Genomic DNA, 12,731 nt, shown 5'->3' with positions numbered 1-12,731 from the left:
TTACATTTGCGTAAAGATTGCATCGCCCGCCCGGGTTCGACATAGAGTCGGCCCGGGCATCTTTATAATGCGGGGTAAAAGACCCATTTGAATCCGACCGGACAAGGGAGCGAACATGGATCGCAGTAAGGTACCAGCCGTCCTGTCCATCGCAGGATCCGATTCCAGCGGCGGCGCCGGCATTCAGGCAGACATCAAGACCATCACGGCGCACCGCCTGTATGCCGAGGCGGCAATCACTGCCATCACGGCGCAAAACACACTGGGCGTCACCGCCGTGCAGAATATCTCCCCTGATATCGTCGCTGCGCAAATTGATGCCGTCTTTGACGATATTCGCCCGAGCGCCGTCAAGATCGGCATGGTCTCCTCTGTCGAGATTATCGAAGTCATCGCCGACCGCCTGAGCGCCTGGAACGCAACGAACGTGGTCGTCGACCCCGTTATGGTCGCCACCTCGGGCGCGCGCTTGATTGCCGAGGATGCCTCCGAGGCACTCACCCGCCGCCTGTTCCCGTTGGCAACGGTCATCACGCCCAATATTCCCGAGGCCATGGCGCTGCTCGATTACGAAGTCGATTCCGAGCGCACGCAGCAAAACGCCGCCATGCTCCTCACCCGCCGCTTTGGCTGCGCGTCCCTCGTTAAGGGCGGGCATTTTGTCAACGAGGCCAACGATGTGCTAGCAGAGCCCGCGCCGCTCGATGACGAGGGCAACCACCTGGGCGATCCGCTCACCACGTGGTTCCGCCACAAGCGCATCGAGACCGGCAACACGCATGGCACCGGCTGCACGCTTTCGTCCGCCATCGCCTGCGCGCTGGCACAGGGCATGGATCTTGCCGACGCCGTCAACGCCGGCAAGGCCTACCTAACCGGCGCTCTCGCCGCCGGCTTTGACACGGGCAAAGGTTCCGGCCCCGTCAACCACATGTGGCAGTATTAAGATTCGCAGCCCAAAACCACCGCAAAGGGGACAGGCACCTTTGCGATGGTTCCCACAAACATCTCGATCTGTAACAGTTAGAGCCCATTTTTCGGCTCACCTGTTACAGATCGAGACACTCAAATTCCGCTGAGAAGATAATCTCGATCTGTAACAGCAACTCGGCAAATTCGACCCTAGATGTTACAGATCGAGACAAACGAGCGATATCGACCTAAATAATCTCAATCTGTAACATCTAGCCCGTCTTCGGCCTTAGAACTGTTACAGATCGAGACAAACAAACGAAACAAGCCACCGCAAGGGGAACTTTTTGTGGTGGTTTGGGACTGCGCTACTCGCCGAGCATCTCTTGGAGCTTGGCTGCCACGGCATGTCCCAGGTTCTCGTGGCTTTCGGGCATCATGTGCAGATAATCGATATCGCCCGGCTCGGCAAAGTCGGCGGCATTCAAAAAGTCGCAGCCAAACTGCTCAGCCACATGCGCGTAGTACTCACCAAAATGCTCCGAGGCTTCTACGGAACGCTCGTCAAAATCGGTCATATATACGTCGGCGATCTGCGGCTTAATCTTAATAGGCGCCATCAGCAGAATCCGTGGGCAGGGCGCGGCATCGGTCCAGGCAAACGCACGGACGGCGCGAATCAACGCCATGGCGCCGCGGGCAATATCGGAGGCCGTCACGCCAAAGACCGTCTTGCAGTCGTTGGTGCCCAGCATGATCACGATCGCATCCAGCGGCTTATGGGCCTCGAGCAGCATCGGAAGCGCGCGAATGCCGTTGAGGTTGGTGTCCAGATGGCACATATCGTCGCGCACCGTCGTGCGACCATTTAGACCTTCCTCAATCACATGCCAGCCCTCACCCAGGTCACGCTGCACCACACCGCACCAGCGCACATCCTGCGCATAGCGCACTGCGGTGCCGTCGCGCATACCCGCCGGATCATAGCCATAGGTGTTGCTGTCACCAAAGCACAGAACGTTTTTCATCTTGAGCTCCCCATTCAGTAAAAAGCCGACGGGGGCAACCCCTCCCGTCGGCTTGGCATATCACATCGCGCGCACCGCTTACAGGTACTTGCGCCAGTCGTCCTCGTCCTCATCGTCCTCGGCTGCTGCCTGGGCCTGCTCGGCGGCACGAGCGGCTGCGGCGCGGGCGGCAACCTGGGCATAGGACTCTTCGTTGCGCTCGGGGAACTTTGCCAGCACGTGCTCGAACTTGGCAAAGTCCTCATCCCAGCGCGTAGAGGGCACGGCAAAGAAGACCTGCTTGACCTTGAAGTCGCCCGACGCGAGCTCCTTGCGGAAGAGCTCGGCCACGGCCTCGGCGTCAAAGCCGTTGTTCTCGCAGCCCCAAGCACCCAGCACGAGTTTCTCGCGGCCCAGCTCGTCGCAAATGGCAAGCACAAAGCGGATGCGATCGCGCAGAGCGTCAAGCAAGGCATCGCCGCTCACGCGGTACTCCTGGCGAGCACGCTTGGCGTTGGGCGCAGCGGCGACGATTACGTCGGCATAGGCGTGCACATGGTTACGGTCGAAGCGCACCGCGGGCACCACCAGCGCACGGTTGCGGTACAGCTCACAGTTGATGTTGCGGCGACGGTTCTCGCCGTACCATTTACGCTGCTTATCGAGAACGTTGTACAGATACGAATCGGCGCACAGCGTGGCCTCCTGGCCCAGATAGCCCTGGATGTAGCCACCGCCCGGGTTGGTGAACGAGGCAAAGGCGAGTACGGCCATGTCGCAGAACTGCGCGTAGCCTCGGCCGTTATCCAGAATGGCCTGCGTGGCAGAGGCGTCGAGCACGGTGACCTCGGGCAGGACCGGAGCGGGCTCCTCGGCGGCAGACGCGGGCTCGGTCTCCGCGGCCTCCTCTGCGGGCGCAGGCTCGACCGCAGCCTCGGTCTCGGCGGACGCGACCTCAGCGGTCTCGACCTCGGCGGCCTCAGACTCCTCGGCAGCTTGCCCCTCAGCAGCCGCCTTCTGGGTCTTGGCCTTCATCGCCGCGACAAAACCGGCAGGCATACCATCGAACTCGCACACGCCGGCAAGCGAACGCTCGATGTCCTTGGCGCAGGCCTCGGACACGGCCGCCACATGGCGCTCGGCGGCCTTGGCACGCGCCTCACGCTTGGGATTGGGCTGACCCGCTCGGTTGGACCTGCGGTTACGGTTCCTGTTGTCGACGTCTGCCATACATGGCCACCTTTCCTGTCGCTGCCGCTATCGGCTTTTCCCATCCATGATACCCCGCCGTGCACAAAAAAGACGGCCCCGAAGGACCGCCTTTCGCATCGTTTTACCGTGTCCGGCAGGAAGCATCGCAATGCCGCGCTTTAATCGCGACGGCCGAGGATGTTCAGAATGCGCAGGAACACGTTGATGATGTCCACGAACAGGTTGGATGCCATGAGCACGGCGTTGGGCAGCGTGGGCGGCACCGTCGTTGCCACATAGGTGTCGTAGCCGATGAAGCCGGCGAACACCACGATCGCGATCAGGTCGGTGATGGACTGCGGAACGCCCATGAACATCAGCACGATCTCGACCAGAATCGTGGCAAGCAGGATGCCAAAACCAATGCCATACACACGCTGGAAGAACTTGGGGAAGGTCACGCCCAGCGCACCAAAGACAAAGGTGATGGCGGCCGTGGCGATAAAGGCGGTGTTAATGGTAGGCAGGTCGTAGTTGGCAAGACCAAACGACGCCGTCAGGCCAAAGGTGCTCGCAAAGACCACGTAGCCCACGAGTGACAGGCCCACGGACTGTTTGCTGGCAGCAGCCGACATCATGACCATGCCGACGATGGTCAAAATAAATGAGCCAAAGACCAGCGGCAAAGCGGCGCCGCTCATCATCATGCGCGCAAACGACATGGTGCTCGTAAAGTAAGCACCGGCGCCCATGGCGCAAAAGCCCAAAAAGATCAGAGCAGACATGACAAGGTTGTACGCGCGCGGCGACATCTCCTTGGCACGGCTTGCGCCGGTCTCGATGGGGCCATTCTGATAGCCCTGGATATCGTTCATAATTTCGTCCTTTCAAAAAGCACCGCGACGGCGCCGTAGCTGACAAGTTTCCTGCCATTGTACCCGAACGCCACGCGTTCTTACCTGCGGCGCTCGCTCTCGAGTGTTCGGTCGAACGCCCACACCCACCAACGCATCAGATGAGTCTGCGAGCCATCCGGTCGCTCGCGTGCCTGTCCTTCCAGATACAGTTCGGTCGCATGTCCGCCAAAACGAACCTTATAAGTCGCCGTACGAATGCCGTGAACCGTCAGGCCAAAACCGGTGGACGAGACAATCTCGTCAATCGTAAAGCAGCGACCGTCAACCCAGCAGACGGTAACCGGCACAACCTGTCCGCCCGCGAGAATGCGAGCCACGACGTCCACATACTGCTTGTGCACGCGCCGAGTTTTGCCGTCTGTCTGTCGATATTCCATGCCTCCTATTATCGAACGCATGTTTGCATATTGTAAAGCGAACAGACTGTGGTTTTGGGGTGTCGGAGCGATCGCATGTGTCCGCATGGCGTGTTAGCAAAAAGAACACCCGCGGTCAACAGGGATAATATTCAATTTTAGTGCCAAAAAATTCACTGCTCCCATCAGAACTCGGTAAAGAAACCCGCAGGAGGTGATACGATTTATCATGTTTCTGTAACGTGCCTGCAAACTTCGAGAAAGCCCATATATGGACGTAACGTTCTCAACCTTCCTCGGCCAACTTGTGTCGAACCCAGTCCTTGCCGTCACCGTGATCCTCGCGCTCGGCGCCATCTTCGTCAATGGATGGACCGACGCACCCAACGCCATCGCGACCTGCGTCACTACGCGTTGCATGCCCGCCCGCGCCGCCATTCTCATGAGTGCCGCATTCAACTTCTTGGGCGTGCTCATCATGACGCACTTTAACGCGAGCGTCGCCAACACCATCTCCCATATTGTCGACTTTGGCGGAAACAGCACCATGGCGCTCGCCTGTCTGTGCGCGGCGCTGTTCTCCATCGTCGTCTACGGCGCCACAGCGTCGCGTTTTGGCATCCCCACCTCGCAAAGCCACAGCCTTATCGCCGGCCTGACCGGTGCCGCCATCGCCCTCGGCGGTGCGAGCAGCGTCAACGTCCACGAGTGGATGAAGGTCATCTACGGCCTGGCGCTCTCCATCGGTCTGGGCTTTGTCATGGGCTGGGTCCTGTGCAAGCTCGTCTCGATTCTTTTCGCCGCCGCCAACAGGCGACGTGCCAATGTCTTCTTTAAATACGCTCAGATCGCGAGCGCTGCGGCCATGAGCTTTATGCACGGCGCGCAGGATGGACAGAAGTTCATCGGCGTGCTCTTTTTAGGCGTGGCCTTTGCCAGCGGCCAGACGAGCGTCGGCGATGCCGGCATCCCCATCTGGATTATGCTGCTATGCTCGGCCACCATGGGCATCGGCACCAGCGTGGGTGGCGAGCGCATCATCAAGTCCGTTGGCCAGAGCATGGTCAAGCTCGAAAAGTACCAGGGCTTCTCCGCCGACCTGGCGGGCGCCGCGAACCTGCTGCTTGCCACCCTTACCGGCATCCCCGTGTCCTCCACGCACATCAAGACCTGCGCCATCATGGGCGTCGGTGCCGTCAAACGCCTCTCGGCCATCAACTTCGGCGTCGTCAAGGACATGATGTTCACCTGGTTCTTCACCTTCCCCGCCTGCGGACTCATCAGCTTTGTCATGGCCAAGCTGTTCATGATGTTCATCTAATCAAACCGAACGTCCATCCGGACCGTAACACCTCACCCACCCGTCTTCGCCTCGAAAGGACCCACTCATGGCAAAGAAACCCGATTCGTTCTACTTTGACAACTACGTCGCCTGCGCCGACCTCGCCGTCCAGGCCGCCGAGCTGCTTACCAAGATTTTCGAGAACTTCGATCCCGCAAAGATTCACGATATGCTCGACAAGATGCATGCGATCGAGCATGCGGCCGACAAGAAGCACCATGAGCTTGAGGACGCCCTGCTCACCGCCTTTATCACCCCGCTTGAGCGCGAGGATCTGGACCTGATGAGCTGCTCGCTCGACACCGTGCTCGACCGCATCGAGGGCGTCGTGCAGCGCGTCTACTTCACCAACATCCAGAGCATCCATCCCGATGCCATCGTGATCGCCCACAAGGTGACCGACGCCTGCCGCGCCATGAAAGACCTGATGGTCGAGCTGCCTAACTACCGCAAGTCCAAAACGCTGCGCGAGCTCGTCATCCAGATCAACACCATCGAGTCCGAGGCCGACGAGCTCTATATCAACGCCATGCGTAACCTGCACGTTAACGGCAAGGACCCGCTCGAGGTCATCGCTTGGCGTGACGTGTACGCCTTCCTGGAGTACTGCGCCGACTGCTGTGAGAATGTGGCCGATGTCGTGGATTCGATCGTCATGAAGAACAGTTAATTGGGGGTACATGTCCCACCGGTCGCGGGCCCGGCCACTAATAACCTTTTTCACTCCGGCTGCAAGCAGAGTCGTTCAAAAGGTTATTAGTGGCCGGGCCCGCTCCCTTATGCACCACCATTGGGAACTTTGGCTGATAGATTTAGCGCGATGGGGGTTTGGCTGAAGGGACCTATGGTACCCGTTCGGACACTTTGGCCCTTGATGAGCGTTTGGCTGATTGCTGCTTTGGGTACTCTTTGGGTTACTTTTGGTTTGTTTGATTTTTAATTTTAGGAGGGCTTGTATGTCTTATTTGGATCTGGCTCGTGGTCGGTATTCTTGTCGTTCTTTTGAGGACCGTCCTGTTGAGCAGTCGGTAGTGGATGCCATTGTTGAGGCGGGGCGGATTGCTCCTTCTGCTTGTAATAATCATCCAGCCCGTGTGATGGTGCTGGATACGCCTGAGCTGTTGGAGAAGGCTGCTGCTTGTCAGCCTCGGTTTGCTCGTGATGGGTCTATCTTTGGAGCTCCGCTTGTCTTCCTTATTTGCAGCGTTACCGATGATGCTTGGGTGCGCCCGTATGACCAGATGAATTCCAGTGAAATCGATACGTCCATCGTGTGCGACCAGATGATGATGGAGGCCACCGAGCAGGGCCTGGGAACGTGCTGGGTATGCCATTTTAAGCCTGAGGTGGCACAGGAGCAGTTCAATCTGCCCAAGGGCGTCTATCCCTATCACATGCTCGTCTGTGGCTATCCCGCCGACCACATCGCCGATCCCGAGCATCGCGAGGCCCGCACTATTCCCCTCTCCAACTTCCTCCTCAAGTAGTTTTTAGACATACCTTAAAATCTACCTTTTACCACGCGCCCTTCGCCGAGTTCTGTCCTATCGCATGCAGAGCTCGGCGTTTTGTTTCCCAACCCGTATACAGCCACAAAAAAGGAGCCCGCAGGTGCGAGCTCCTCTTAAGGACACTAGATTGTAGCTCTGATGCTAGTCCAGGTCGTCGGCGGCAAAGTTGTCGATCGGGGCGAAGGGATCGGCCACGGGGACAACCGGGTCAGCGACGGGCAGCGGCTCGGCGGGAACAGTCACCGCAGGAGAAGCGGCAGAACCGACCGGCGTGGAGGCCATGAGGTCGGCCGGGAAGGAGTTCTGGGCATCGTCCATGAAGTGCTGGATGAGCTTGAGGTACTCGGCCTTGAACTCCTCGCGGGAAGCCTTGAGACGATCGATTTCCTCGAGCTCGGCCTGCTTCTCGGTCAGAGCCTGGCGGATAACCTCGCGTGCCTTAGCGTCAGCCTCGTTGCGGATACGCTCAGCGTTCTCGTTGGCATCGTTGACGATGGTCTCAGCGGTCTGCTGGGCAGCGATCAGGGCAGCGGAAATCTGGCGCTCCTGAGCGGAGAAGTCAGGGGCGGGAGCAGCCACGGGGGCGGCAGGAACGGCTTGGGCGGTGGCATCCTGAGCCTGGGCAAGCTGAGCCTGCGCATCGGCAAGCTGCTGCTCGGTAGCAGTCAGGCGACCCTTAAGGTCGACGATCTTAGCGAGCATAGCGTCAACCTCGGAGGACAGCGTCTCCAAGAAGACGTCGACCTCGGCGGGATCGTAGCCACGCTTGGCCTCAGAGAAAGTCTGAGCCTGGATGTCTGCAGGGGTAATAGCCATAACAAGTCTCCTTTTTCATCGCCTCGGCGCTACACGCCCGACGTAAGTTACTAAGTCAGTTCTATACGAGTATACCTATAAGAAGCTGCAGAACCAGCCTCTGCACCAACTGCAACGCAATAATCGCAACGACCGGCGAAAAATCGATACCGCCCATCGGCGGGATGAAACGACGGAACAGGTTGAGCCACGGACCGCACACGCTATCGAGCACCGCAGCAATATCCTGAAGCAAACCACCCTGCTTCATGGGAATCCACGTCATAAAGCAGTAGACGACAATGAGCGTAGAATAGAAGTTGAACAGCGTGTTGACCAGCTGGACGATAGTGTAGATGTTGATGGGAATCTCCTCGTCTTGTCTTTACTTAAGGTAGCCGTCGGCACGAAGCTTCTTGAGATCGGAATCTTTGACCTCGCAGCCGGCGGGCAGCACCATGAACACGCGGTCGCCCACCTCCTTGACCGTGGCACCCAGACCGCAGGCAAAGCCGTAAGAGAAGTCCAAGACGCGCTTAGCAACTTCGGTGCGTACGCCCACAAAAATCAGTGCGACAGGCTGCTTGGTGCGAACGCGGCGCACCACGGTCTCCACGTCGTCATAGCTCTCGGGGCGCAGGACATAGGCCGGCAGCTGCGGCGTGGCGTTGATGATATTGCTCGCATAGGCCGAGGCATCACTCGGTGCAGGCGCGGGCGCAGCGGCGGCACGGGCGCGGGTGTTCTCGGCGTAGCTCGACGGCGTGTCATAGGCACCAGGACGATAACCGCTCGCAACACTGTCCTGCGAGCGCGAAGGCGGGTTATACGTCGTGGCATGGCGGGAGTCATCGCCGACCAGCTGACCGGAGCGCGTATACACGGCAACCGACTCAGCTTCACCGCGGCGCGTCTGACCAAGCAGGCCGTTGCTCGGCTCGTCTTGGGTGTAGAAGCCCTCGCCCGAAGCACCGCCGTAGCCGTTGCCCTGATAACTATCGTCATAGCCGTCATCGTAGCCGTAGTCGTCGTCCTGGCCATAACCCTGGTCGTAACCCTGCTGGCCGCCCAGGTGCATCTTATTTTTAATCTCGTCAAGGAAGCCCATGGTTGTGTCCTCTCGCGGTTTAGTGCAGGCGCCCCGATAATCAGTGCGCACTTCAGAGCCTTATTTTACTGCAAACTCCGGGCTAAATACTACCCTGCCCAGGCGAACGAGCGTAGAGCCCTCCTCAAGGGCAGGCTCAAAGTCCTCGCTCATGCCGCAGGAAAGCTCAGGCAGGTTCAAATCGGGATGCGCAGCCTCCAGCTCATCCCTCAGCTCACGAAGCCCCGCAAAGGTGCGGCGTGCCACATCCTTATTCCCCCGGGGCGCCATAGTCATAAGCCCCTGTACGCAAATTCCCTCAAGTTCCGCAAGCTCACCCGCGGCGGCGCGAATCTCATCGGGCGAAAAGCCTCCCTTCGACTCCTCACCACTCACATTGACCTCGATGAGCACACGCTGGGGGCCGGCGAGCTCGCCTGCCTCAATCTTGCGGACAGCACGGCTCGAGATCGCCTGTGCCAGATGCAGCGAACCCACCGAGTGAATCAGCTCGGCTGAGCCCAGCACCGCATTGATCTTATTGGTCTGCAGGTTGCCGATCATATCGAAGCGCACCTCGGGCAGCTCCGGATGCTCCGCCAGACCCGTGAGCTTGCGAACCAGCTCCTGCGGGCGGTTCTCGGCAAAATGGCGATACCCCGCCTGGATGGCAGCAACAGTCTCATCGACACCAACGGTCTTGGACACGGCAATGAGGCGCGCGGCGTCGTGGGGGCGGCCCGCGCGATCGAGCGCCGCATAAAAACGTTCCAGAATCTGCTCGCGGCGAGCGCGCATCAAATCCAAATAGTTATCCATTGCCAATCGCCTCCGCTGACAGCCAAACAAGTAGTCCCATGCTAACGCAAGAGCGCGGCCCCGCATGTGCAAGGCCGCGCTCACTTAGGTATTTACAATCTTTCGACGAACGGGGCTACTTACTCCTCGTCGTCCTCGCCATCGTCCTCGTCCTCAAGATGATCGAGCAGGTAGCGAAGACCCTCGCTGACCTCGTTAGCGGGCACCTTGGCAACGTAGCGAGCGTCGACGGCGGGCCTCATGATAACACCCTCGCCCGAAGGCACGCGCATGCTCTCGAGCTCATCCTCGTCCACACGGGCGATATCGCCGGCGTTCATACGCTGACCAGTCAACAGGAAGGTCAGACGGCAAGCGGCATCGATGGAAATCGAAGCGATGCGATCGAGGTAGCGCGAAACCATGATAGCGCGGCGCAGGTCGTCATAGTTGCTGTCGTCGTCCATAAAGTCGCCCGTATCCATACGGTTAAAGGTGCGGAAGAACTTCTCGTAGGCGGCGTGCGCCGGCTCGTCCTCGACGGCCAAGTTGCAGATGATGGACATGTCATTGGTGACGAGCGCAGAAAGCGAAGAGCCCAGCACCTGGTAAACAGCTTCGGCCTCGGCCTCAACCGTACCGACGAGCTCCTGGGGCAGCGAGATGTCGGCCTTGACCATGTGACGCGTGGCGCGGCAGATCTGGCGAACCTTATCGGTCATGCGCTGCAGGTTAAAGTCGACGTAGATAATCGTCTGCAGCAAGCGGAAGTCGGAGGCGACCGGTGACTGCGTGGCGATCAGGTTGTAGCACACGGCCTCCAAGTTGGCGCAGCGCGCGTCAATCGAAAGCGTGCGCTTCTTGGTCTTGGTGGCGAGCTTGCGGTCGTCGGTCACATAGGCCTTCACGGCATCGTGGAGGGCCAGATCGACGGCCTCGTAGATGCTCAGCATCTCGTGGCGGGCCTCGATGAGCTGACGGGAAAACAGTTTACGCATGGTTCACTCCAATCAGTTGGGTGCGGTCATGCCGCCCGCACAGTGAATACGCACCGGACCAGGTCCGATCGGCTTGGGACTAGTCGCACCGATCAGCCAAAGCGGCCGGTGATATAGTCTTCCGTCCGCGAGTCCACCGGGCTGGTGAAGATCGCGTCGGTTTGACCATACTCGATGAGCGTGGCAGGCTCACCGGCAACTTCCTGCAAGAAGAATGCGGTGTAGTCGCTGATACGAGCTGCCTGCTGCATTGAATGCGTGACGATGATGATCGTCATCTCGGGCGCCAGCTCGGCCATCAAATCCTCGACCTTAGAGACGGACGTGGGGTCGATGGCGGAGCAGGGCTCGTCCATCAGGAGGACATCGGGTTGCACCGCAAGCACGCGCGCGATGCACAGACGCTGCTGCTGACCGCCCGAGAGCGCCAAACCATCCTTGTTGAGCTGATTGGATACCTCTTTCCAGAGGTTGGCGCGCTTGAGCGATTCTTCCACGATGTCATCGAGGTCGCTTTTGCTAGTCACGCCCTGCAGACGAGGGCCAAAGGCGACATTCTCGTAGATGGATTTGGGAAACGGGTTGGGCTGCTGAAAAATCATGCCCACGCGGCGACGGAGGTCGACCGGGTCGACGCCCTCGGCATAGATATCGTTGCCGTCGAGCGTCATGGTGCCCTCGACGCGCGTACCCTCGATCAGGTCATTCATGCGGTTGATGCAGCGCAAAAACGTCGACTTGCCGCAGCCCGAAGGGCCAATGAAGGAGGTGATGGCGTTTTTGGCGATGTTGAGGTCGAGCCCCGTCAGCGCATGAAAGTCACCGTACCAAAAGTTGAAATCCTTGGCCGTAATGGCCGCTTGCTCCAGCGTGGGAGCGGACTGATAAACGGACATGGGACTCCTTAACTAGCGACGCTTGCGCGACAGGAAGCGCGCAAACAGGTTGAAGGCCAGAATGATCACCATCAGCAAGAGCGCGGTGCCGTAGGCTGCGTTCATGTTGATGCCGTCGTTGGCAAGCAGGTACAGGTGAACGGTCATGGGGCGGCCGGAATCGAGCGGCGAGATAGGTAGATTGATGGCCTGGCCCATGGTGTAGAGCACCACGGCGGTCTCGCCAATGGCACGGCCGATGGCAAGGACAATGCCCGTGGCAATACGGCCAAAGGCAGAAGGAAGCACGATCTTGGAGACAACCTGCCACTTGGTGGCGCCCAGGCCATACGCGCCCCAACGGATATAGCGCGGAACGGCGCGAATGGCCTCTTCGGTGGTGCGCATGACGATGGGAAGCATCAAGAGCGCAAGCGCCAGAGCGGCCGAGACCATCGAAAGGCCCAGACCCATAGCCTCGACAAACAAGGCGTAGCCAAACAGGCCCATAACGATGGAGGGCACCGAGGCCAAAGCGTCAGCAGCGTAGCGAATGAGCTCGACGATCTTGCCCTGCTTGGCGTACTCGGCCAGATAGACGGCTGCCAGCACAGCGATCGGCGTGCAGATAAGCATGGCGAGCGCCGTCACATAGACGGTCGAGACGATCGTGGGCCAAATACCGCCCTCGGCGTTGACGCCCTGGGGCCAACCGAAGATAAAGTCGAGCGAGATATGCGGCAGGCCGTTAATGACCACATAGGCAATGATAGCGACCAGCACCAGCGTGGTGATGTAGGCAGCCGCGCGGAATACGCCGAGCATGATCTTGTTGGACAGGTCCTTGTTGATGCGACCTTTCTTGCCATGGGAAAGGGCACGCTTGATGCGCTCGCGCGACGAGGTCGTATCGACCGTCGTGTCAACGGAATCGGACATAGC

Annotated in this window: 15 protein-coding genes; 4 read left to right on the top strand and 11 right to left on the bottom strand. The window is 59.2% G+C overall.

What is annotated here, in order from left to right:
• Nucleotides 1-115: 115 nt before the first annotated feature.
• Nucleotides 116-946, top strand: a complete 831-nt coding sequence (gene thiD / locus CHY22_RS00185) for a bifunctional hydroxymethylpyrimidine kinase/phosphomethylpyrimidine kinase (RefSeq protein WP_089571597.1) — start codon at nt 116-118, stop codon at nt 944-946.
• A gap of 334 nt (nt 947-1,280) precedes the next feature.
• On the opposite strand, the gene CHY22_RS00180 is transcribed toward thiD, so the two are convergent.
• The 4 genes from CHY22_RS00180 to CHY22_RS00165 form a co-directional block, all read right to left on the bottom strand.
• A complete protein-coding gene (locus tag CHY22_RS00180; RefSeq protein WP_089571596.1) occupies nt 1,281-1,940 on the bottom strand; it encodes an SGNH/GDSL hydrolase family protein in 660 nt (219 codons plus the stop codon).
• Nucleotides 1,941-2,018: 78 nt separating this feature from the next.
• Nucleotides 2,019-3,149, bottom strand: a complete 1,131-nt coding sequence (locus tag CHY22_RS00175) for a TIGR02452 family protein (protein WP_089571595.1) — start codon at nt 3,147-3,149, stop codon at nt 2,019-2,021.
• Nucleotides 3,150-3,289: 140 nt separating this feature from the next.
• On the bottom strand, nt 3,290-3,985 hold the full coding sequence (locus tag CHY22_RS00170) for a Bax inhibitor-1 family protein (RefSeq protein ID WP_089571594.1): 696 nt from the start codon (nt 3,983-3,985) through the stop codon (nt 3,290-3,292).
• Nucleotides 3,986-4,065: 80 nt separating this feature from the next.
• Nucleotides 4,066-4,404 carry a hypothetical protein gene (locus tag CHY22_RS00165; protein WP_143325644.1) on the bottom strand — a complete coding sequence of 113 codons (339 nt, stop codon included), beginning with the start codon at nt 4,402-4,404 and terminating at the stop codon, nt 4,066-4,068.
• 250 nt (nt 4,405-4,654) lie between these two features.
• Here CHY22_RS00165 and CHY22_RS00160 point away from each other — a divergent pair, with 250 nt between their 5' ends.
• From CHY22_RS00160 to CHY22_RS00150, 3 genes are all read left to right on the top strand, one after another.
• Nucleotides 4,655-5,704: an inorganic phosphate transporter gene (locus tag CHY22_RS00160; protein WP_055251696.1), complete on the top strand. Its 1,050-nt coding sequence runs from the start codon at nt 4,655-4,657 to the stop codon at nt 5,702-5,704.
• Nucleotides 5,705-5,771: 67 nt separating this feature from the next.
• Nucleotides 5,772-6,395: a DUF47 family protein gene (locus CHY22_RS00155; protein ID WP_055251695.1), complete on the top strand. Its 624-nt coding sequence runs from the start codon at nt 5,772-5,774 to the stop codon at nt 6,393-6,395.
• A 286-nt stretch (nt 6,396-6,681) separates the two neighbouring features.
• Nucleotides 6,682-7,212: a nitroreductase family protein gene (locus tag CHY22_RS00150; RefSeq protein ID WP_089571592.1), complete on the top strand. Its 531-nt coding sequence runs from the start codon at nt 6,682-6,684 to the stop codon at nt 7,210-7,212.
• 165 nt (nt 7,213-7,377) lie between these two features.
• On the opposite strand, the gene CHY22_RS00145 is transcribed toward CHY22_RS00150, so the two are convergent.
• The 7 genes from CHY22_RS00145 to pstA all read right to left on the bottom strand — a co-directional run bounded on the left by CHY22_RS00145 (nt 7,378) and on the right by pstA (nt 12,728).
• Nucleotides 7,378-8,052, bottom strand: a complete 675-nt coding sequence (locus CHY22_RS00145) for a DivIVA domain-containing protein (RefSeq protein ID WP_006234242.1) — start codon at nt 8,050-8,052, stop codon at nt 7,378-7,380.
• Between the two features lie 61 nt (nt 8,053-8,113).
• The gene (locus CHY22_RS00140) at nt 8,114-8,359 is read right to left on the bottom strand and encodes a YggT family protein (protein WP_227790178.1); all 246 of its coding nucleotides are present in this window, start codon (nt 8,357-8,359) and stop codon (nt 8,114-8,116) included.
• Between the two features lie 57 nt (nt 8,360-8,416).
• Entirely contained in the window at nt 8,417-9,139 is a 723-nt protein-coding gene (locus tag CHY22_RS00135) for a cell division protein SepF (RefSeq protein WP_089571591.1), read from the bottom strand.
• Nucleotides 9,140-9,199: 60 nt separating this feature from the next.
• A complete protein-coding gene (locus CHY22_RS00130; RefSeq protein ID WP_089571590.1) occupies nt 9,200-9,937 on the bottom strand; it encodes a YggS family pyridoxal phosphate-dependent enzyme in 738 nt (245 codons plus the stop codon).
• Nucleotides 9,938-10,056: 119 nt separating this feature from the next.
• Entirely contained in the window at nt 10,057-10,914 is an 858-nt protein-coding gene (locus CHY22_RS00125) for a PhoU domain-containing protein (RefSeq protein WP_089571589.1), read from the bottom strand.
• Nucleotides 10,915-11,006: 92 nt separating this feature from the next.
• Complete coding sequence (gene pstB, locus CHY22_RS00120) at nt 11,007-11,810, bottom strand: phosphate ABC transporter ATP-binding protein PstB (protein WP_089571588.1); 804 nt, start codon at nt 11,808-11,810, stop codon at nt 11,007-11,009.
• 12 nt (nt 11,811-11,822) lie between these two features.
• A complete protein-coding gene (gene pstA / locus CHY22_RS00115; protein ID WP_055251684.1) occupies nt 11,823-12,728 on the bottom strand; it encodes a phosphate ABC transporter permease PstA in 906 nt (301 codons plus the stop codon).
• Nucleotides 12,729-12,731 lie beyond the last annotated feature (3 nt).

The organism is Collinsella sp. TF06-26, from assembly GCF_002232035.1.
Classification (GTDB): Bacteria; Actinomycetota; Coriobacteriia; order Coriobacteriales; family Coriobacteriaceae; genus Collinsella.
This window is presented reverse-complemented; position numbering and strand designations above follow the sequence as displayed.

Coding starts and splice junctions, on each gene's coding strand:
- CHY22_RS00130 (WP_089571590.1), bottom strand. CDS start 9,937: ATGGATAACTATTTGGATTTGATGCGCGCTCGCCGCGAGCAGATTCTG.
- CHY22_RS00145 (WP_006234242.1), bottom strand. CDS start 8,052: ATGGCTATTACCCCTGCAGACATCCAGGCTCAGACTTTCTCTGAGGCC.
- thiD (WP_089571597.1), top strand. CDS start 116: ATGGATCGCAGTAAGGTACCAGCCGTCCTGTCCATCGCAGGATCCGAT.
- pstB (WP_089571588.1), bottom strand. CDS start 11,810: ATGTCCGTTTATCAGTCCGCTCCCACGCTGGAGCAAGCGGCCATTACG.
- CHY22_RS00165 (WP_143325644.1), bottom strand. CDS start 4,404: ATGGAATATCGACAGACAGACGGCAAAACTCGGCGCGTGCACAAGCAG.
- CHY22_RS00155 (WP_055251695.1), top strand. CDS start 5,772: ATGGCAAAGAAACCCGATTCGTTCTACTTTGACAACTACGTCGCCTGC.
- CHY22_RS00175 (WP_089571595.1), bottom strand. CDS start 3,149: ATGGCAGACGTCGACAACAGGAACCGTAACCGCAGGTCCAACCGAGCG.
- CHY22_RS00135 (WP_089571591.1), bottom strand. CDS start 9,139: ATGGGCTTCCTTGACGAGATTAAAAATAAGATGCACCTGGGCGGCCAG.
- CHY22_RS00125 (WP_089571589.1), bottom strand. CDS start 10,914: ATGCGTAAACTGTTTTCCCGTCAGCTCATCGAGGCCCGCCACGAGATG.
- pstA (WP_055251684.1), bottom strand. CDS start 12,728: ATGTCCGATTCCGTTGACACGACGGTCGATACGACCTCGTCGCGCGAG.
- CHY22_RS00160 (WP_055251696.1), top strand. CDS start 4,655: ATGGACGTAACGTTCTCAACCTTCCTCGGCCAACTTGTGTCGAACCCA.
- CHY22_RS00180 (WP_089571596.1), bottom strand. CDS start 1,940: ATGAAAAACGTTCTGTGCTTTGGTGACAGCAACACCTATGGCTATGAT.
- CHY22_RS00170 (WP_089571594.1), bottom strand. CDS start 3,985: ATGAACGATATCCAGGGCTATCAGAATGGCCCCATCGAGACCGGCGCA.
- CHY22_RS00150 (WP_089571592.1), top strand. CDS start 6,682: ATGTCTTATTTGGATCTGGCTCGTGGTCGGTATTCTTGTCGTTCTTTT.